At 63.6% G+C, this 19,432-nt stretch carries 21 protein-coding genes; 15 read left to right on the forward strand and 6 right to left on the reverse strand.

The window, feature by feature from the left end:
- Positions 1-129 precede the first annotated feature (129 nt).
- Positions 130-1,602 (forward strand): PLP-dependent aminotransferase family protein, encoded by a 1,473-nt coding sequence (locus P353_RS13595; RefSeq protein ID WP_034370157.1) that lies wholly within the window; start codon positions 130-132, stop codon positions 1,600-1,602.
- Here the strand turns inward: P353_RS13595 and P353_RS13600 are convergent.
- Genes P353_RS13600 through P353_RS13610 form a run of 3 tightly spaced genes read right to left on the reverse strand, consistent with a single transcriptional unit; the run spans position 1,599 to position 3,840 of the window.
- On the reverse strand, positions 1,599-2,426 hold the full coding sequence (locus P353_RS13600; RefSeq protein WP_034370160.1) for a ChbG/HpnK family deacetylase: 828 nt from the start codon (positions 2,424-2,426) through the stop codon (positions 1,599-1,601). The two genes, P353_RS13595 and P353_RS13600, sit on opposite strands and share 4 nt — an antisense overlap.
- Positions 2,423-2,839, reverse strand: coding sequence for a GtrA family protein (locus tag P353_RS13605; protein WP_420093387.1), 417 nt, complete (start codon positions 2,837-2,839; stop codon positions 2,423-2,425). The genes P353_RS13600 and P353_RS13605 overlap by 4 nt, the downstream gene beginning before the upstream one ends.
- Positions 2,836-3,840, reverse strand: a complete 1,005-nt coding sequence (locus P353_RS13610; protein ID WP_034370163.1) for a glycosyltransferase family 2 protein — start codon at positions 3,838-3,840, stop codon at positions 2,836-2,838. The genes P353_RS13605 and P353_RS13610 overlap by 4 nt, the downstream gene beginning before the upstream one ends.
- 133 nt (positions 3,841-3,973) lie before the next feature.
- On the opposite strand from P353_RS13610, the gene P353_RS13615 reads away from it, so the two are divergent.
- Positions 3,974-5,455: a glycosyltransferase family 39 protein gene (locus P353_RS13615; RefSeq protein ID WP_034370302.1), complete on the forward strand. Its 1,482-nt coding sequence runs from the start codon at positions 3,974-3,976 to the stop codon at positions 5,453-5,455.
- Between the two features lie 65 nt (positions 5,456-5,520).
- Here the strand turns inward: P353_RS13615 and P353_RS13620 are convergent, their stop codons facing one another.
- The 3 genes from P353_RS13620 to flgA all read right to left on the reverse strand — a co-directional run bounded on the left by P353_RS13620 (position 5,521) and on the right by flgA (position 7,097).
- Complete coding sequence (locus P353_RS13620; RefSeq protein ID WP_003065537.1) at positions 5,521-5,883, reverse strand: hypothetical protein; 363 nt, start codon at positions 5,881-5,883, stop codon at positions 5,521-5,523.
- Positions 5,884-5,906: 23 nt separating this feature from the next.
- Positions 5,907-6,221, reverse strand: coding sequence for a flagellar biosynthesis anti-sigma factor FlgM (flgM, locus tag P353_RS13625; RefSeq protein ID WP_034370166.1), 315 nt, complete (start codon positions 6,219-6,221; stop codon positions 5,907-5,909).
- Between the two features lie 117 nt (positions 6,222-6,338).
- Positions 6,339-7,097: a flagellar basal body P-ring formation chaperone FlgA gene (gene flgA, locus P353_RS13630; protein ID WP_034370169.1), complete on the reverse strand. Its 759-nt coding sequence runs from the start codon at positions 7,095-7,097 to the stop codon at positions 6,339-6,341.
- On the opposite strand from flgA, the gene P353_RS29220 reads away from it, so the two are divergent.
- The 13 genes from P353_RS29220 to P353_RS13690 all read left to right on the forward strand — a co-directional run bounded on the left by P353_RS29220 (position 7,096) and on the right by P353_RS13690 (position 19,283).
- Complete coding sequence (locus P353_RS29220) at positions 7,096-7,287, forward strand: hypothetical protein (RefSeq protein ID WP_157839593.1); 192 nt, start codon at positions 7,096-7,098, stop codon at positions 7,285-7,287. The two genes, flgA and P353_RS29220, sit on opposite strands and share 2 nt — an antisense overlap.
- A gap of 13 nt (positions 7,288-7,300) precedes the next feature.
- Positions 7,301-7,714, forward strand: a complete 414-nt coding sequence (gene flgB, locus P353_RS13635; protein ID WP_034370172.1) for a flagellar basal body rod protein FlgB — start codon at positions 7,301-7,303, stop codon at positions 7,712-7,714.
- Positions 7,715-7,730: 16 nt separating this feature from the next.
- Positions 7,731-8,135 (forward strand): flagellar basal body rod protein FlgC, encoded by a 405-nt coding sequence (flgC, locus tag P353_RS13640; RefSeq protein ID WP_003059205.1) that lies wholly within the window; start codon positions 7,731-7,733, stop codon positions 8,133-8,135.
- A 16-nt stretch (positions 8,136-8,151) separates the two neighbouring features.
- Positions 8,152-8,814, forward strand: coding sequence for a flagellar hook assembly protein FlgD (locus tag P353_RS13645; RefSeq protein WP_034370174.1), 663 nt, complete (start codon positions 8,152-8,154; stop codon positions 8,812-8,814).
- 14 nt (positions 8,815-8,828) lie between these two features.
- Entirely contained in the window at positions 8,829-10,097 is a 1,269-nt protein-coding gene (gene flgE / locus P353_RS13650; RefSeq protein WP_034370177.1) for a flagellar hook protein FlgE, read from the forward strand.
- A gap of 69 nt (positions 10,098-10,166) precedes the next feature.
- Complete coding sequence (locus P353_RS13655; protein ID WP_034370180.1) at positions 10,167-10,907, forward strand: flagellar basal body rod protein FlgF; 741 nt, start codon at positions 10,167-10,169, stop codon at positions 10,905-10,907.
- 18 nt (positions 10,908-10,925) lie between these two features.
- The gene (gene flgG, locus P353_RS13660) at positions 10,926-11,708 is read left to right on the forward strand and encodes a flagellar basal-body rod protein FlgG (protein ID WP_003059201.1); all 783 of its coding nucleotides are present in this window, start codon (positions 10,926-10,928) and stop codon (positions 11,706-11,708) included.
- 168 nt (positions 11,709-11,876) lie between these two features.
- A complete protein-coding gene (locus P353_RS13665; protein WP_051962279.1) occupies positions 11,877-12,584 on the forward strand; it encodes a flagellar basal body L-ring protein FlgH in 708 nt (235 codons plus the stop codon).
- A 20-nt stretch (positions 12,585-12,604) separates the two neighbouring features.
- On the forward strand, positions 12,605-13,753 hold the full coding sequence (locus P353_RS13670) for a flagellar basal body P-ring protein FlgI (protein ID WP_034370308.1): 1,149 nt from the start codon (positions 12,605-12,607) through the stop codon (positions 13,751-13,753).
- On the forward strand, positions 13,750-14,778 hold the full coding sequence (gene flgJ / locus P353_RS13675; RefSeq protein ID WP_034370182.1) for a flagellar assembly peptidoglycan hydrolase FlgJ: 1,029 nt from the start codon (positions 13,750-13,752) through the stop codon (positions 14,776-14,778). Before P353_RS13670 ends, flgJ begins: the two co-directional genes overlap by 4 nt.
- Positions 14,775-16,721 (forward strand): flagellar hook-associated protein FlgK, encoded by a 1,947-nt coding sequence (gene flgK, locus P353_RS13680; RefSeq protein WP_034370186.1) that lies wholly within the window; start codon positions 14,775-14,777, stop codon positions 16,719-16,721. Before flgJ ends, flgK begins: the two co-directional genes overlap by 4 nt.
- 23 nt (positions 16,722-16,744) lie before the next feature.
- A complete protein-coding gene (flgL, locus tag P353_RS13685; protein WP_034370189.1) occupies positions 16,745-17,959 on the forward strand; it encodes a flagellar hook-associated protein FlgL in 1,215 nt (404 codons plus the stop codon).
- A gap of 172 nt (positions 17,960-18,131) precedes the next feature.
- Positions 18,132-19,283 (forward strand): HDOD domain-containing protein, encoded by a 1,152-nt coding sequence (locus tag P353_RS13690; RefSeq protein WP_080750537.1) that lies wholly within the window; start codon positions 18,132-18,134, stop codon positions 19,281-19,283.
- Positions 19,284-19,432 lie beyond the last annotated feature (149 nt).

Genomic DNA, 19,432 nt, shown 5'->3' on the forward strand with positions numbered 1-19,432 from the left:
TGGAGGGCGGCCAAGAGAGGTTGATGGACTCAATATACGCTTGAGACCATTACAGTACCTATACAGACAGTCTCACAATTATGGCTTCTGTATTGGTATTCGCTTCAATACAGTTCGCTGCACATCACCATGTCCATCTCCCTGTCCCGCCAGGCGGCCCTGACCCTGACCCAGCAACTGGCCGAGCGTCTGGCCGAGCGCATCCGAACCAGACTGCTGCCCGCAGGCGCGCGTCTGCCCTCGGTGCGTGAATGCGCGCGCCAGCAAGGCGTGAGCCCCTACACGGTGGTGGCCGCCTATGACCTGTTGCAGGCCCAGGGACTGGTCGAGGCCAGGCCGCAGCGCGGCTTTTATGTGCGCGATATTGTGCACAATCCGCTTCAAACGCCTGATGGTAAATCGCAGTTTGCTATTAATAAAGGAGCGGTCAATACCCCGGTAGGCATCCCGCCAGGCACGCGGATCAACGCCACCATGCTGATCCGCGGCATGTTTGTGGAGAGCGTGGCCGGCAAACCCCAGCCCGGTGCCGGTGTGCTGCCCGCCGAATGGCTGGATGCCGGCTTTCTGGTGGCGGCCATGCGCAAGGTCACCAGCGGCCAGGCGCTGCGCGAATCGCTGGTGCGCTATGGCGAGCCCATGGGCGACAGCCGGCTGCGCGAGGCGCTGGCGCGGCGCCTGCAGCGCATAGGCATCGCGGCAGGGCCGGGCCAGATCATCACCACCCTGGGTGCGACCCAGGCGCTGGACATTGTGAGCCGGGCCCTGCTGCAGCCCGGCGATCCGGTAATGGTGGAGGAGCCGGGCTGGGCCGTGGAATATGCACGCCTGGCCGCCATGGGCATGCGCGTGCTGCCGGTGCCGCGTGGGCCCGAGGGGCCGGACATGGCGGTGATGCAGCGTTATTGCGAGACCATGGCCCCCAAGCTCTATGTGAGTGTCAGCGTGCTGCACAACCCCACGGGCTACAGCCTGAGTGCGGCCAGCGCCCATGAGGTGCTGCAGATGGCGCAGCGCCATGGCTTTTATGTGGTAGAGGACGATAGCTACTGCCATATCGCTGCCGATCACGCACCGCGCGTGTCGGTGCTGGACCGGCTGCAGCGCAGCATCTATATCAGCGGCTTTGCCAAGGTGCTGGTGCCCAACTGGCGCCTGGGCTACCTGGCGGCGCCGCCCGAGCTGGTAGAGAGACTGCTGGACACCAAGCTGCTGTCCACCCTGTCCACTCCGACCCCCATGGAGCAGGCCCTGGCCCTGTGCATGGAGCAAGGCCAGTTGCGCCGGCATGCCGAGCGGCTGCGCCAGCATCTGGCCCAGGCGCGCACGCGCAGCGTGGCGCTGGCCCAGGCAGCCGGCTGTCGTTTTGTGGCCGAGCCTGCGGGCATGTTCGGCTGGGTGGATACCGGTGTGGATACCGAGGTGCTGACCCAGCTGCTGCTGGATCAGGGCTACATGATTGCCCCGGGCGCCATGTTCCATGCCAGCCGGGGCTCCAGCACCTGCATGCGCATCAACTTTGCGACCACGCAGGACGCGGCCTTCTGGCGCGTCTTCGAGCGTGCGGTGACCCAGATGCGGGCTCAGGCGCAGAAGTCCTAGCCCAGTTGGATGGGGCCCTGATGGATATGGCAGCCGGTGCGCTGCAGCAGCTCGCCAAAGGCGTCGGACATCAGATAGTCGAACTCCACGGGGCGCTGCCTGCCTATGGCGTCGCCCTGCACCACGCCGCTGGCCGGGTGGCACATCAGCAGGCCGCCGGCCGCCATATGCGGTAGCCAGGCGGCCATCTGCCGGCCGTAGCTGGCCGTGTCGGGGGCATCAAAGCCATAGACGCCGCCAAAGCCATGGTTCATGGGGATGTCTGCATGGCGCAGCCGCCGGGTGGTGGCCCAGCCGCCCAGCAAGGCAATGATGGCGGCCTTGGGGCTGCGCCACAGGCCTGCGGCCGGTGCTGTGGAGCGCACCCAGGGCATCTCGCGCGCGGCATAGCGGGCTTGGAGTTCCTGCTGCATGGCGGCGCGCAGGCCGGGCAACTGATGCACATGCTGGTGGCCGTCGATGAAGTCCGGGGCCGTGCCCATGACCCGCTCGAAAGCATCGAGCTGTTCGCGCCAGGCCTTGCGCATCAGATCCTGCGGCATCTGCCGTGCATAGGCCCGGCGCAGCACCTTGCCCAGCGCCTGGGCGTCATGCTGTCCGCCATGGTCTTCGGTCAGGTTGAAGTGCAGACCCACCGAGAGCCGGGGGCGCAACTCCCGTAATGCCGGCGCGGCTTGCGGCCACAGAGGCGAAGTGGTCATGCAGCTGGTGGCCGAGAGACGACCAGCAAGCGCCAACTGCTGCACGGCGTCGTTCACCAGCGGATGCAGGGCGTAATCATCGGCGCACAGCAGGATGGCGCGGGTGTTTTTCATGTGATTCATGCGGCGCTGCCTGCCTTGAAGGCCCAGAACTTGCTCATGACAAAAGTGCCTATGGCCACCAGCACCAGCACGGCGGCCAGACTCCAGAAGTAATGCCAGTGCAGCCAGTTCAGGGCGATGTAGTACAGCAGCTCATTGGCGACAAAGGAAAGACAGGCCACGGCAAAGAATTTCGCCACCACCGGCCAGCCTCTGGCCTGAGCTGCGGAAAAAGTGAGCAGGGCGTGGCCGTTGTAGCTGACCACGAAAGCCACCAGAAACGCCAGCACATTGGCCCACAGCGGCGGCATGCCAGAGAGTGACACCAGCAGGCCGACTACCGCCAGATGCGTGGCAGCGGCCGTGCCGCCCACCAGCACGAACTGCAGCAGCTGCGGCAGGCGACGCAGTCTTTGCAGCGCGTCCGCGATCACGATGGCTCGCGCAGCGGGCTGCGGTCTTCGTCATGCGCCACCAGGTAAATGGGGCGACGCTTGACTTCTTCGTAGATGCGGCCGATGTACTCGCCCAGAATGCCGATGGACAGCAGCTGCACGCCCGAAAACAGCATGATGCTGGCAGCCAGCGTGGGCCAGCCGCGCAAAGGGTTGCCAAAGAACAGGGCTTCTGCCGCAATCCACAGGCCGTAGGCCAGAGCCAGCAGGGAAATGCCGGCGCCCACCATGCTCCAGACGCGCAGGGGCAGGGTGGTAAAAGAGGTCAGCCCCAGCAGCGCCAGCGATCCCAGGCGGCGCAGATTGAAGCTGGAGTTGCCTGCCGCACGGTCCCTGGGGACAAAGGGCAGGGCCGCAGTCTTGAAGCCGACCCAGGCGTACAGACCCTTCATGAAGCGGTTGTTTTCAGGCAAGGCCTTGAGGGCATCGACGACCTTGCGGTCCATCCAGCGGAAGTCGCCTGCGTTCGGCGGCATCTTGACCGAGCTGCCCGAGTTCATCACACGGTAGAACAGTTGGGTGCCCATGCGCTTGGCGCCACTTTCTGCGCCGCGGTCGGCAATCACGCCGTAGACCATCTCGTAACCCGCTTGCCACAGCCCGTGCATTTCGCCAAGCATCTCCAGCGGATGCTGGAAATCGGCGTCGATCAGCAGCACGGCGTTGCCTCGGGCGTGATCTATGCCGGCAGACAGGGCGGCTTCCTTGCCATAGTTGCGCGACAAGGCCAGATAGCGCAGCGGAAGCTCCTGCGCCAGACGCAGGCTCAACTCATGCGTGGCGTCACGGCTGCCGTCGTTGACCACCACGATCTCGAAATCAGGAGTCAAAGCCCGCACCGTCTCGGCCAACGCACGCAAAAAGCCCTCGAGATTGGCTTGTTCGTTATAGGCCGGCACCACGCAGCTCAGCCTCAGCGGCTGACGCGGCAATTGTGCTGGCGGGGCTGCAGGTGCATATTCGGCATGAAGATCGGTCATGGGCAGGATTTTCGCGCAAGTCTGTAACTGCTTGCTGGAGCCGGTCACGGTTCGTGTCGCCTCAAAAGGGCCGTCGCTATACTCACGCCCCTAGGCAATGCTGCCCCCGCTCCTTTATTTCCCTGATCGTCTGATGACCGCTGTCCCACGCGAATCTCTTGTTCTTACCGGCCGTGCCGTTGCCGCCTTGCTTGCGGTGTACGGCGTGATCTGGCTGGCCATTCACTGGGTGACGGCCCTGGCCGCGCCCGGAGACAATGTAGAGCAGCTGATCTGGATTCACTCGCTGGAGCTGGGCTATTTCAAGCATCCGCCGATGCCGACCTGGATCATGGCCGCTTCTGCGGCCGTCTTTGGTCCGTCCATAGGGCTGACCTATGTGCTGGGCGGTGTGATCACGCTGGGTTCATTGGCGATTTTCTGGAAGCTGCTGTGCGATATGCGGGGCCAGGCCTATGCGACCGTGGGTCTGCTGGCGGCGCTGAGCATCACCTTCTACTGCGGGCGGCTCTATTACTACAACCACAACGTCGTGATGATGCTGTGGATCTCGCTGGCCGCGGCACTGACCTGGCATGTCTCGCAGAAGCCATCCCTGGCGGGCTGGGCCTGGCTGGGCCTGGTCTCGGGCCTGGGCATGCTCAGCAAATATCAATATGTGCTGGCGTTGGGCGTGATAGGCCTGTGGTGGCTGCGCATTGGCGCCTGGAGGAATCCGGTGCATGTCAAAGGGGCAGCGCTGGCGACGGTGATCGGCCTGCTGGTGCTGTCTCCTCATCTGTACTGGCTGAGCACCCATGACTGGATGCCCATGCATTACGCCGAGCGTACTTCCCTGGGCCTGCACCTGGATACGGCCGCCCGCATCAATATGTCATGGAAGTTTGCGGTGGACTGGATCTTCAACCGCTGCATGCCGGCCTGGATCGTGCTCGGTGTGGCTCTCTGGTGGGGGCGCCGCAGGGCGGGCAAAACTGGAGAGCAGACTGCGCCGGCAAATGTTACGCCGGTCGCCGCGGACAGGATGCTGCGCGAGTTCTGGCTGCTCTGGGGGCTGGTGCCGCTGCTGGCCATGTTGGTGCTGTGCCTGTTTACCGGCTCCTATCTGCACCTGCAATGGGGTACGGCCTTCATGTTCCTGTGCGTGCCGGCCGTCATGGAGTGGGCGCGCTCGCCGCGGAGCTGGGGCGCAGCCGGGGACATGCGTGCCGCCTGGCTGATGTTCGGGGTCTTGCAGGCGCTGCTGCTGCTGCAGTTCTGGCTGGCCTCGCCCATGGGGCTTTCGGGCTACAAGAGCACCCATCAGAACCATATCCCCGTGGACAAGATCGTGGAAGGTCTGGCGCCAGCGGCGCATCAGGCTCTGGGCGGTCCTGTGGACATCATCATCGGCCCACAGGCGCTGGCCGGGCGTATTGCCATGGAGCTGCCCGAGCGTCCGCGCGTCTATGTGGAGCGCAATCTGCAGTACAGCCCGTGGATTCGTGAGGAAGAGCTGCCGAACGCCCGCATCATCGAGGTGGTGGTGGCTCCAGACCCCTTGCCCGAAGGTCTGACGCGCGCCTATGGTGTCTGGGCCTGGCGGCCGGTGAAGATCGCCAAGGGCGAGCACTAAGGCCTGCGGAAGAAAGCAAAGGCGGGCCTCTGGCCCGCCTTTTTGCTGGAGCTGCCGACTCGTGCCTAGCTGGCTGCGTGATAGATGCGTGCGCGGCCCGTCTGCGATGCGCCGCGCAGGCTGCTTTCGTAGGTGCTGTCTTCGGCAGCCGGCACCAGGGCCTTGGTGCGGCGCTGGTTGAGCACGGAAAGCCGCGCCAGCTGGTCGCGAACCAGGGAGATTTCGCGATCCAGATTCTGTGCACGCTCGCGCAGCGCAGGCGTCCAGTCGTCGGCCGAGAAGCGCTTCACGAGCTGGGAGAACGCCACCATGGCGTCACGCAGGCGGGTGCTGGACTGTTCCAGGGCGGATGCGTCCGGTGACTGCAGCGATGCCGAAACGGTCTGAATCACCGCATCCAGCGAATCGAGCATTTCCTGCAAGGTCATCGGGTCAGCCTCTGTTCGGGAGTTCAGGCGCGGGCGTGAACCAGGAATTCTTCGGTATTGGCCAGCAGCTTGTCTGCCACGGCCTCGGCGTTGACGCGGAAGCTGCCATTGGCAATGGCTTCGCGCATGGCCTTGACGCGATCGGCATCAAAGTCGGTGTTGGTGCGGCTTTGGCTGTCCAGGGCGCGGGCCGAGGACGAAAAGGACACGGGCACACCGGCGGCGCGCTCGGACAAGCCTTTGGTCGATTCTTCGGTGGCAACCGTGGTTGCGGATTTCGGGGCCTGCTTGGCGGCTGCAGCGGTCTGCTGCAGGTCCGGCTTATTGCCTATCTTCATGCTGGTTCTCCAATCGCCCTGTATCGGCGTAGGGCGCTGTAGCCTTGCTTTCGACAAGGGCGCGTAAAACTTGAGGAATATTTGGCATGGTCTTTAAAGTGAGTATGCACTCTCTTGTTATTGAACCAGAACCACGCCACTGGCATTGACCGTTCCTGTGACAAGGCGGCCATTATCCATGCGAACCCGTACCTGTTGGCCTTCTCCGGCGGCAGTCATCGCCTTGCCCGAGCCGGCAACGCTGAAGCCGCCACCGTTGACCATCACCTGTACGGGCGATCCCGCAGTGAACAGGGCCGGCGGGCGCACCATGTTCTGGCGCAGAGCCTGACCCGATGTCAGCGCACGCGCCGCGACCATGCCGATGAAATCCTGGGCATTGGCGAAGACGGGAGCGCTGTCCTCGGCCCAGTCCACTTCTGCGGGGACGGCGTCCTCGGCGCTCAAGGTCTTGCCGGCGGGAATATTGCCTTGTGCTACCCAGGCCGGGCCATAGGCGCGCACGGTGATGGGAAGGAACACATTCCAGGGCACGCTGCCCTGCACGCAGCGCAGGCCCAGCCGGGTGCGACCCCAGAGGCGGCTGCCCGCAGGCAGATAGGGCTCGACCTTGGCGCAGGCTGCCAGTCGCAGACGCGAGTCCAGCTGGCCCATCTGGACCTCCATGCGCAAAGCCATGCCGTTGCCGGCCTGCACGGTCTCTGCCGATGGCTGGTGCAAAGCGGCATCGACAAAGCGCTGTCCGATCTGGCTGAGCTGCGCCGCGCCATCCTGGGCCTGTGCGCCAGCCGTCAGCAGCAGCGCGCCCAGGCCCCATGCCGCAGCCAGGCCTTGAAAGGGGCGAAGGCGCAGAAACAGGGAAAAGCGGCCAGACATGCATCAATCCTTTGAAGTATCCGCAGACACAGGGCTGCAGGCGATGCTGGCAAATATAGGCGCGACATGGCTTGCGCAATGGCTTGAAGTGCCAGCGCAATACCGCTTTCTTCGCGCTTTAGTTTGCGCTGCCGATTTTCATAATCCTCGCATGCCGCAGTCCGTGGGCTCCGGCATCCCCGAATTCTGAAAGCGAGGCCGCAATGCTGAACAAAATGACCGAACGACTGGATTTCCAAAGCGAGGCGCTGCTCTTGCGCGCCGAGCGCCAGCGTGCCATTGCCAGCAATATCGCCAACGCCGACACCCCCGGCTATGTGGCGCGCGACTTCAACTTCCGTGAAGCCTTGATGGCCGCGACCAGCGGGCCCAAGCCCCTGACCCAGGCCGGTGTCACGACGGCAGGCCATATCCCGCTGCAGGCGCAGATGTCGGACGAGGCGCTCAAGGCCAAGCTCGGCTATTCGGTCAATTCCCAGCCCAGTCTGGACAACAACACCGTGGACCTGGATCGCGAGCGCGCCAACTTTGTCGACAACTCCGTGCGCTACGAAGCCACGCTGCGCTTCATCAACGGCCAGGCCAAGACCATGCTCAGCGCCATTCAAGGCCAGTAAGCCCAGGAGCTAAACCATGTCCATGTTTTCCATCTTCAATATCTCGGGCAGCGCGGTCAGCGCCCAGTCCCAGCGTCTGAACGTGGTGGCCTCCAATCTGGCCAACGTCGATGCCGTGGCTGGTCCCGACGGCAGCGTCTACAAGGCGCGCCAGGTCGTGTTCCAGACCGTGCCCATGGGCAATGACGGCAGCGCGGGCGTCAAGGTCAATGCCATCAGCGAGGACAACACGCCCGGGCGCCGCATCCACGACCCCAGCAATCCGCTGGCCGATGGCGAGGGCTATGTCACTCACTCCAACGTGAGCGCCGTGGACGAGATGGTCAACATGATCTCGGCCTCGCGCTCCTATCAGAACAACGTGGAAGTCATGAACACGGCCAAGACGCTGCTGCTCAAGACTCTGCAAATGGGCCAGTAAGCCCGGGAACACACACATGATCTACGGCGCAAGCAGCGTGGACGGCACCACGACCAACACCACCAGCAATACCAAGAACTCGGTAACCAACCCCAACGAGGCCCAGGACCGTTTCCTCAAGCTGCTGGTGGCCCAGCTCAACAATCAGGACCCCATGAATCCCATGGACAACGCGGAAATGACCTCGCAGATGGCGCAGATCAACACCGTGACTGGCATTCAGCAGCTGAACCAGACCATGGCCTCCATGTCCAGCCAGTTCTCCGCCATGCAGGTGCTGCAAGGCACTTCCATGATCGGCCGCACGGTGCTGACCGAGGGCAACACCCTGGGCGTGGCGGCCGACGGCACGCATACCGCGGCCTTCGATCTGGAAAACCAGGCGGCCAGCGTCAAGATCCAGATCACCACGGCCAGCGGCGAGCTGGTGGACACCATCGATCTGGGCGCCGGCGCGGCCGGTCGCAACTACTTCACCTGGGAAGGCAAGGACAAATACAGCGGCGACGCCTCGCAACTGCGCTACAGCGTGGTCGCCACCAATGGAGCGACCGCCGTGGCATCCACACCGCTGGCGCCCCATGCCGTGATCGCAGCCAGTTCTGCCAACGGCGCGCTGTCACTGGAGCTCGATAACGGCGACAGCGTGGCTTATTCCGGCATCAAGGCCGTTTACTGATTGAGGAGCACATCATGGGTTTTCAACAAGGTCTCTCGGGCTTGAACGCCGCCAGCAAGAATCTGGACGTCATCGGCCACAACATCGCCAACTCCAACACCACGGGCTTCAAGGCCTCGCGCGCTGACTTTGCCGAGATGGTCGCCAGCGCCATCGGCTCGGCCAGCGGCCAGAGCAGCGGCATTGGCGTCAACATTGCCTCCGTGTCCCAGCAGTTCAGGCAGGGCCCCATCACCTCGACGGGCAACAACCTGGACATCGCCATCAACGGCAACGGCTTTTTCGTCGTCAAGCAAAGCGACGGCAGCATCGCCTACACACGCGCCGGCAACTTCGGCCTGGACAAGGAGGGCAACCTCAAGACCGTGGACAACGACAATGTCATGGGCTATGTGGTGGATCCTTCGACCGGCAAGATCCAGTCGGGTGCCACGCCTGTGCCGATGAGCTTTCCCACAGGGCAGCCGATTCCCGCCAAGCAGACATCCAAGGTGAATGTGGAGCTGAATCTGGATGCACGCGCCACGGCGGCCGCCGGCGACGCTACAGCCACTCCTCCTGTTGCAGCCACGCCGCGGGCCACCTATGGCACCTCGCTGAATGTGTATGACACCCAGGGCACGGCGATCCCGGTCAATCTGTATTTCGAGAAAGATGCCACAGGCAACACCTGGAATGTCTTCGACTCGCTCGATGCCACGGCCACGCCCATCGGCAAAGCCGTGTTCGACGCGAGCGGCAAGCTCACCAGCGTCACCCCCAATGCACCGACCACAGGTTCGGGCACTACGCTGAATCTGAGCGTCAGCGGCGGCACGGCCAATCCCAACGGCCTGCAGCCCTTCGATGTCGCGTTCGATTTCGGCGGTCTGACCCAGTTTGGTACCAAGTTTGCCGTCAGCAGCCTCAAGCAAGATGGCTATACCTCGGGCGCACTGACCGGCATCAATGTGGGCCGCGACGGCTCCATCGTGGCCTCCTACTCCAACGGCGTCACGCGCACCGAAGGCCAGATCGCTCTGGCGGCCTTTACCAATACCCAGGGCCTGGGCTCCATCGGCAACAACAAATGGGTGGCCACCTCCGATTCCGGCCCCGCGCTCAATGGTTCGGCCCAGACCGGCACCTTCGGCTCGCTGCAGTCGGGCGCGCTTGAAGAGTCCAACGTGGACCTGACAGCCGAGCTGGTCAACATGATGACGGCGCAACGCTCCTATCAGGCCAACGCCCAGACCATCAAGACGCAGGATCAGGTGTTCTCCACCCTGGTGAACTTGCGATAACAGCTAAGCCCCTGAGGCGCTTTGCGCCGGGGCTGCAGAGGCGATTGATTTGACGGAAGGAAGGTCAGCATGGACAAAATCATTTATACGTCGATGACTGGGGCCAATGCGGCAGCCCAGCGTCAGGCCGTGCTGGCTCACAACCTGGCCAATGCGGGCACCAACGGCTTCAGGGCCGAGATGTCCACCTTCCGTTCGGTGCCGCTGCAGGGCACGGGAGCCGGCACGCGCGTGTTTGCGCTGGAGGCCACCTCCGGCTATCAGGACACCCCCGGCCCTGCCCAGCGCACCGGCCGTGCGCTGGACGCCATGGCCATGGGGCGCGCCTGGTTTGCCGTGCAGGGGCTCGATGGCCAGGAAGCCTACACGCGCAACGGCGTGTTCGAGATCTCGCCCGAAGGGCAGCTGGTCAACAGCAACGGCCAGGCCGTGCTCTCCGACGGCGGCGCGCCCATCGATATCCCGCCCGAGTCCACGATTTCCCTGGGCTCGGACGGCACGCTGACCGCCAAGATGGGCAATCAGCTGCCTGTGGCCGTGGGACGCGTCAAGCTAGTCACGCCGCCCGTCGACGAGCCGCTGGTGCGCGGAGATGACGGCTTTTTCCGCGCAGCCCAGGGCGATGCACTGCCCAACGACGAGACGGCGCGCCTGCTGTCGGGCTCGATCGAAGGCTCGAACGTGAACTCCGTCGAAACCATGGTCGGCATGATCGCGGCCTCGCGCCAGTTCGAGCAGCAGATGAAGCTGCTGCAGACCGCAGAAACCAACGATAAATCCGCCAGCCAGCTGCTGAGCATGAACGGCTGATAGCCAAAGGAATACGTCATGATCAATTCGCTGTTCATTGCCAAGACCGGCATGGAAGCCCAGCAGACGCAGCTGGACGTGATCTCGCACAATCTGGCCAACGTCTCCACCACGGGCTACAAGCGCGCGAATGCGGTCTTCGAGGATCTGATCTATCAGAACCTGCGCCAGTCGGGTTCGCAGACCACCGAGCAAAATCAACTGCCCACAGGCCTGCACCTGGGCCTGGGCGTGCGCACCGTGGCCACCAGCCGCAACTTTCTGCAGGGCAGCCTGCAGCAATCGAGCAATGCGCTGGATGTGGCCATCAACGGCAACGGCTTCTTCGAAGTCAACATGCCCGACGGCACGATTGCCTATACCCGCGACGGCTCGTTCGAGGTCGATTCCCAGGGTCAGCTGGTAACGTCCAGCGGCCTGCCCGTGGCCAACGGCATCACCATCCCGCAGGGCGCGACCAAGGTGTCGATCAGTCATGACGGCGTGGTCAGCGTCACCATGCCTGGCCAGGCCGCGCCGCAGCAGGTGGGCAATATCGCAATGAGCCAGTTCATCAATGCCGCAGGCCTGGAGCCGCGCGGCCAGAACCTCTACGTCGAGACCGCCTCCTCGGGCCAGCCCCAGCAGGGCACGCCCGGCACCAACGGTCTGGGCACGATTCAGCAGGGCTATCTGGAAGCCTCGAACGTGAACGTGGTCCAGGAGCTGGTGACCATGATCCAGACCCAGCGCGCCTACGAAATGAATTCCAAGGCGATCCAGACTTCCGACCAGATGCTGGCCAAGCTGGCACAGCTCTGATTGATCACTATATATTGAGGAGCATATTACGCTTTATGTGTGTGGTTTTTAGATTGTTTTAATGCTGATTTCCATATATGGCAAGCGATAAAAGCTCTGATTTCAATAGCGTGCCTCACGCACGCAGGGCACAAGGGTGAAGCGCCTGACTGCCAAGGACTTGCCGCCATGTTCAAAGCCATTGTTTCCCATTGCCCGCCGCTCTGTGCCCTCGCCGGGGCCCTGCTGGTGTCGGGTTGCGTCACGCTCAATCCGCCGCCGCCCGTGGACATGCCCTCGACGGCGCCTCCCGTGCTGCAGCCGCGCGAGCAGACGGCCCAGAATCCCACCGGCAGCCTGTTCAATGCCAGCCGTTACCGCCCCATGTTTGAGGATCAGCGCGCCCGCATGGTGGGCGACTCGGTGACGGTGCAGATCGTGGAGCGCGTTTCGGCCAGCCAGAGCACGGACTCCAAGGTCGGGCGAGCCAACGAGCTGAGCACGGGCATCACCTCGCTGCCGCTGCTCAGGGGCGGCGCCGAGAAGACGGTTGCCGATGCGCTCACCCTGGGGGCCGAGAGCAAGAACGACTTCAAGGGCTCGGGTGCCACCAGCAGCAACAACACCTTCACGGGCTCGATTGCCACCACCGTGGTCGATGTGCTGCCCAACGGCCATCTGGTGATTGCCGGCGAGAAGCAGATCGGCGTGAACCATAACGTCGATGTGCTGCGTTTCACGGGCACGGTGGACCCGCGCTCGCTGCGTCCTGGCAGCACCGTGGCATCGACCCAGGTGGCCAATCTGCGTGTCGAATCGCGCAGCCGTGGCCAGGCCGGTGAAGCCCAGTCAATTGGCTGGTTGTCCCGGTTCTTTTTGAACGTTATGCCGTTCTGATTCTTCCGAGAATGGGCAGTATGAAAGTACTGTCCACGCTCCTGTCACTGCGCCCTGCGCACACCGCCTTGCTGGTGGTCGCAGCCCTTGGCGCCAGCGGGCTCACCCTGCCTGCGCATGCAACACGCATCAAGGAGGTTGCCGCCATCCAGGGCGTGCGCAGCAACCAGTTGACAGGCTACGGTCTGGTGGTCGGCCTCGATGGCACGGGCGACCAGACCACACAGATGCCCTACACCAAGCAGGCGCTGGCCAATTACCTTGAGCAGATGGGCATCGCCCTGCCGGCCTCGGGCAATGCGGCCCAGCTGCAGCTCAAGAATGTGGCGGCGGTGATCATCACGGCCGAGCTGCCGGCCTTCGCACAGCCCGGCCAGGCCATCGACATCAATGTCTCCTCCATGGGCAACGCCAAGTCGCTCAAGGGTGGCACGCTGGTGGCGACACCGCTGCGCGGCGCGGACGGCGAAATCTACGCTCTGGCCCAGGGCAATGTGGTGGTCGGCGGAGCCGGGGCTGCGGCCGGCGGATCCAAGGTGCAGGTCAATCACCTGAACGCGGGCCGCGTGCCGCAGGGCGCGCAGGTCGAGCGTGCAGTGCCCACTCCCGTCAACCAGGGCAACACGATCACGTTGGGCCTGAATCAGACCGATTTCCAGACCGCCGACAAGATGGTGCGCGCCATCAACCAGCGCATGGGCGCGGGCACGGCCATGGCATTGGACGGCCGCACGGTGCAGGTCAATGCCCCCATCGATCCGGGCTCGCGCGTGCGCATGATCGCCGAGATTCAGGAGATGCCCATCGAGACCTCCAAGCCGGCGGCCAAGGTGGTCATCAATGCCCGCACCGGCTCCATCGTGCTCAATCAGGCGGTGACCCTGGGTCCCTGCGCCATTGCGCACGGCAACCTGTCCATCACCATCAGCACCACGCCGGTCATCAGCCAGCCCGCACCGTTCTCGCAAGGGCAGACCGTGGTGGCGCAGAGGTCCGATATCCAGGTCAAGCAGGAGCCCGGCAAGGTCATCAACATGCCCAATTCGCCCCAGCTCACCGATGTGGTGCGGGCGCTGAACTCACTGGGCGCCACGCCGCAGGACCTGCTGGCCATCCTGCAGGCCATCAAGGCCGCAGGCGCCATGGACGCGGAGCTGGAGGTGATATGAGCACGTCGCTGTCCCATTCTTCATCGCTGGCGGCCAGCAATGCGCTGGCTGTCGATGCACGTTCGCTCAATGCGCTCAAGACGGCGGCCGGCGAGAACAGCCCCCAGGCCGCACGCGAGACCGCCAAGCAGCTCGAGTCGCTGTTCATGCGCGAGATGATCAAGAGCATGCGCGAGGCGACCATGAAGTCCGGTCTGCTCGACAGCGCGCAGGGCAATCTCAGCACCGACCTGCTGGATCAGCAGCTCTCGGTGGCCATGGCGGGACAGCCCGGCGGTCTCACCGATGCCATCAGCAAGCAGCTGGCGCGCAGCATGGGAGTCGACGCCGCCGAGGAGGCCGAAATTGCCGTGCCTTCCACACTGAGCCTGAGCCGCAATGCCTGGCGCAATGTGGGCAGCAACGGCGCCTGGAGCGGCAGCCGCAGCCAGGCTGCGCAAACGATCAATGCCTATGCACCGGCTCCCAAGGGGCGCGACAACTTCGTCACGGCGCACACCGGCGCGGCCCAGCGTGTGGCCAGCGAGAGCGGTATCCCGGCCCACTACATGATCGGCCAGGCCGGGCATGAGACGGGCTGGGGCAGGAGCGAGATCCGCAACAAGGACGGCAGCAACTCGTTCAATCTGTTCGGCATCAAGGCCGGTGGCAGCTGGACGGGCAAGGTTGCCGAAGTCACGACCACCGAATACATCAATGGCGCGCCCAAGAAGGTGACGGCCAAGTTCCGCGCCTATGACTCCTACGAGGAGTCCTTCCGCGACTACGCACGTCTGATCGGCAGCAATCCGCGCTACGAAAAAGCCATGGCACAGACCGGCTCTGCCCAGGCCTATGCCAGCGAGTTGCAAAAGGCCGGCTACGCCACCGATCCTGCCTATGCGCAAAAGCTCAGTCGCGCCATCCAGAGCGTGGCTCAGGTCACAGTCGCCAGCGCCGGCAACAGCAGCGCCAATGTCGCAAGCCGTCTGGGCGCCAGCGCCCGTGCAGCCCAGATCAACAAGATCACCGAGAACCAGTCATGAGTCTTCTGAACGTGGGCGCGCGCGCCCTGATGGCCAACCAGATCGCCCTGCAAACCACAGGGCACAACATCGCCAACGTCAACACCGCCGGCTATTCGCGCCAGAGCGTGGCCTTTCAGACCTCGGCGGGCCAGAACATCGGCAATGGCTATATCGGCAATGGCTCCGATGTGGCGACCATCTTGCGCAACTTCAGCGAGCTGCTCAACCGTCAGGCCACGGCGGCCACCGCCGCCAGCGCTGCTGACTCCGCGCGTTCGAACTCGCTCAACCAGTTGCAGGAAGTGTTCTCTGGCGGAACCAATGGCCTGGGCGCGGCCATCAACGACATGATGAATGCGTTTGCCGATGTCAGCAGCGCGCCTACCGACTCTTCGGCACGCCAGGTGGTGCTGACGCGCATGAGCGAGTTGGCTGCGCGCTTTCGCTCGGCTTCGGCCCAGCTCGACGAGATGGACTACAGCACGCGCCAGCAGATGAGCAATGACGTGAATGTGGTCAACAGCCTGTCCCAACAGGTGGCTGCGCTCAATGGCCAGATCAGCAGCGCCATCGCCACGGGTCATACGCCCAATGACTTGCTCGATCAGCGCGACCAACTTGTGCGCGACATCAACAAATACGTGCAGACCTCCCAGGTCGACGCCGGCGATGGCTCCATCAGCCTGTTCGTGGGCGGCAGCCAGCCGCTGGTGCTGGGGCAGAGCGCGGCCAAGCTCAGCCTGCAGGAGTCCACGCAGTACCCCGGCAGCGGCAAGATGAGCCTGTATTTTCAGCAGCAGGGCGGGCAGCCCGTGGAGCTGACTCCGGCCATGGCCGGCGGTGGCGAGATTGCCGGTTTGCTGCAGTTTCAGAACAACGATCTGAGCGAAGGGCGCAATCTGCTGGGGCGCATGGTGATCTCGATCGGCGATACGCTCAATACGCAGAACCAGCTGGGCCTGACCTTGTCGGGGCAGAAGGGCGGGGCGCTGTTCAATATTCCGATGACGACCACGGGCTCCACCACGGGGGCTCAATGGGTACAGCCCGATACGCCCACGGTCACGGTCAAGGACTCGAGCGCGCTCAAGGCGTCGGATTACAAGATCGTTTTCGGCAACGATGCGCCCAAGGGCAAGGTAGTGCGTCTGTCGGATGGCCAGACCACGGCCTTCAACGATCTGACGGATCTGCGCGGCATGACGATTGACGGTCTGCAGTTCGATCTCAAGAACGATGGCCAGGCCGGCCAGTCGGTGCTGTTCAGTCCTGTGGCATCGGCGGCGCACGATATTCAGACCATGGTGCATTCCGGCAACGATCTGGCGGTGGCCAATCCGGTGTCGGCCAAGATCAACTCGCTGGGCGATGCTGCCGTCCGCATGTCCAGCCTGAAGGTGGAAAAAGGCTTCGATGCCTCTACCTTCCCCGCGGGCACCACCCTGTCTTTCGCACCCGATGGGGCGGGCGGGATGACCTATACCATCACTCCGACCCCCAGCGGCGTGGCTGCAACAGGCGCCTATATCTCCGGACAGGCCATCGAGCTGGCTCCGGGGCTCAAGGTGACGCTCACCGGAACGCCTGCGGTGGATGGCACCACCAGCGATACCGTGAGCTTCGGCCCCAACAGCTTCTACAGCTCGGACACGGGCAACGCCAGCTCCTTTCTGTCGCTTCGCGACGCCGTGATCTTCGATGGCGCGACCACGCTCAGCGACGGTTTTTCCACCGCCATGGCGCAGATCGGCACGCGCACGCAAAGCGCGGCCTATGCGGCCAAGCTGTCCGACTCGATTGCCAAGAATCTGGAAGGTGATCGCACCGCGGTGTCCAGCGTCAATCTGGACGAGGAAGCAGCCAAGTTGCTGCAGTACCAGCAGTCCTACCAGGCCTCGGCCAAGATGCTGCAGGTGGCCCAGGGCATTTTTGACAGCGTGATCCAGGCCGTTGGCCGTTAACCCCCTACAGCCGGAGAACAGGCATGAGCATCAACCGCGTTGGCACGGCCAATATGTATGACAGCACCATCAACAACCTGGGCTCGCGTCAGAGCAGCCTGGTGGACCTGATGGAGAAGACCACGGCGGGCAAGCGCGTGCTGCGCGCCAGCGACGATCCCGTGGCGGCGGCCCAGGCCGAGCGTGCACGCACCCGCATCACCCGTTCCGAAAATGACCAGCGCGTGCTCGGTGCCCAGCGCGATGTGATTGCCCAGGGCGAGTCCGAGCTGGGCAAGGCACATGGTGCTTTGCAGGATTTTCGTGATCTGCTGCTGGGTGCTGGTAACGGTTCGTATGACTCGGTTGCGCGCGACGCCCTGGTCCAGCAACTGCAGAGTCTGCGTGACCAGGTTCTCGGTTATGCCAATGCCAAGGACGTCAACGGCCTGCCGATTTTTCGCGGGCTGGGTAGTCCCGATACGCCACTGCAAAGCACGCCTCCGGGATCGAGCAGCCAGCTCAACCCCGGCCAGAGCACCGGCAGCGACAACGGCCTGCCCATCTCTCTGGATGGTCATGCGGCCTGGTTGAACGTGCCTACCGGCAACGGGGTGTTCGTGGTGAACGGCGCTGCCTCCAATTCCGGCAAGGCCTGGGCGGATGCGGGCTCGGTCACCGACCCGAGCAAGGTCACAGGCGATAGCTACACCCTGGTATTCACCAAGGATCCGACTACCGGTGTGATCAGCTACGAGATCAACTCCAGCTCGACCACGGCGACCAACCCCGTAGTTCCGTCCACGCCCTATAAGGAAGGCCAGGCGATTACTGTCGGTGGTCAGCAGATCAGCATCAAGGGGACTCCGGCCGACGGCGACAGCTTCACCATGGCTCCAAGCACACGCACCGATATTTTCAGCGTGCTCGATCAGGCCATTGCCACGGTCAAGGGCGGCACGGGGGGATCGACCGCATTGCAGCAGGGTCTGGGGCGCGCCTTGAGCGAGCTGGATTCGGGAATGAATCGGGTGCAGGCCATGCGCAGCTATGCGGGTGACCAGCTCAAACGCGCAGACGGCCTGGAGTCCGACATGAAGGATCAGGCACTGACGCAGGAGGGCGCCCGTTCACGCGCAGAAGATATCGATATGATCACGGCGCTGTCGCAGGTGGAGACGCAGAAGGTGGGCTTGCAGGCCGCCCTGCAGTCCTATGCGCAGATGCAGAAGCTTTCGCTGTTCAACTACATTGGCTGATTCCTGCGGGTTCTGCCCGTCTTGATGTCTCGTCGTCTACCTGTCCAAATCCTCCATGACCCAGTCTGCCCTCAGCTCTTTGACTCTTGGTTATCGGCCGCTCTGGGGACGTACGCGACGCCTGGCAGGGATTGAGCTTTATGTCCACGAGGACTCGGGCTCCTCTGCCGACATGGCGCATTTCCTGCGCACGGTGGATGAGATCTGGAGCCGTCAGGCCCCGCCGCTCTTGATATCGCCGCAGTCCCGCCAGGTTCTGTGCAATCTTCTCGAACATGCACCTCAGGGCAGCCCCTGGATAGAGGTGCGCGGCGACTGGCTGCAGCAAGATGAAGGTATCTACGAGCTGGTGCAGAAGGCCAAGGCACGCGGGCTGATGCTGGTCTGGGGAGGATCGCTGGCCGATGTGCCCGATGCTGATGCGGCGCGCTGCTTTGCCAGCAGCCTGCTGAGCCTGCCGCCTGAAGGAGCCGCGGGACTGCCCAATGTGGTGCGCCCAAGCCAGCCGGCGAAGGATGCGGACAAGGAGACTGCCTCGGGCTTTTTTGCCACTCAGCCCCTGAATCTGCTGGACGGACAGATGTACCAGAGCCTGCAAAGCCTGGAGCTGGCGCGCTCCTGTCTTGACGAGCATGAAGCGGCCGCCGTGGCCGGCTGGCCCGTGGCAGACACCATGCAGGCCTTTCGGCTGCAGCAGCCCCAGCCCTCGCGCGATGCGCTCTTCAGGCTCATGAAAGCCATCGACAAGGAACAGTCCCTGGATGTGATGGAAGAGATCCTGGGCTCGGACCCGGTGCTGGCCTATCGCTTTTTGCTCTATACCAACTCGGCCGCACTGGGCCTGCGTCGCGGCGTGGACTCGCTGCGCCGCGGGCTGGTGATGCTGGGGCTGGGCACGCTGGAGCGCTGGCTGGCCGACCAGCTGCCCCATGCCTGTACCGAGCAAGACCTGGTGCCTCTGCGCACGCAGGTCGTGCTGCGCGCCAGGCTGGCCGAGCAACTGATCGAGGCCGGGGTAAGCCTGGATCTGCAGCGCGAGATGTACTTGTGCAGCCTGTTCTCGCAGCTGGATTTGCTGCTGCATGAGTCGGTGGCCACCATCTTGCGACGCACGCCGCTGAACGAGCGCATTTTCGATGCCATCGTCACGCGCTCCGGTCCTTATGCGGCTGTGCTGCAGATGAGCCAGGCTCTGGAGAGTCGTGACCCGGCGCCCATCCGGCAGCTGCGCGAGCAGGAGGAGTGGGAGGCCGAAGACCTCAACCGGATGCTGCTGCGCATGCTCAGCGAACTCAAGCTGGGCATGCCGCAAGCTCAGTCCTGAGTGTCTGGATGAAAATTCACTGAAAACAGGCTCTATCCCATTGCGGGTGGGTGATGGGTGCTATTAAATTGGTGAATGCACCGTGGGGCAGAGTCGTGCATAAGCAGGGCTTGGCTGCCGCTTATCCACGCATTGCAGGGGCGCCGGAT

The sequence above is a fragment of the Comamonas testosteroni genome, from assembly GCF_000761245.1.
Lineage (GTDB): Bacteria > Pseudomonadota > Gammaproteobacteria > Burkholderiales > Burkholderiaceae_C > Comamonas > Comamonas testosteroni_C.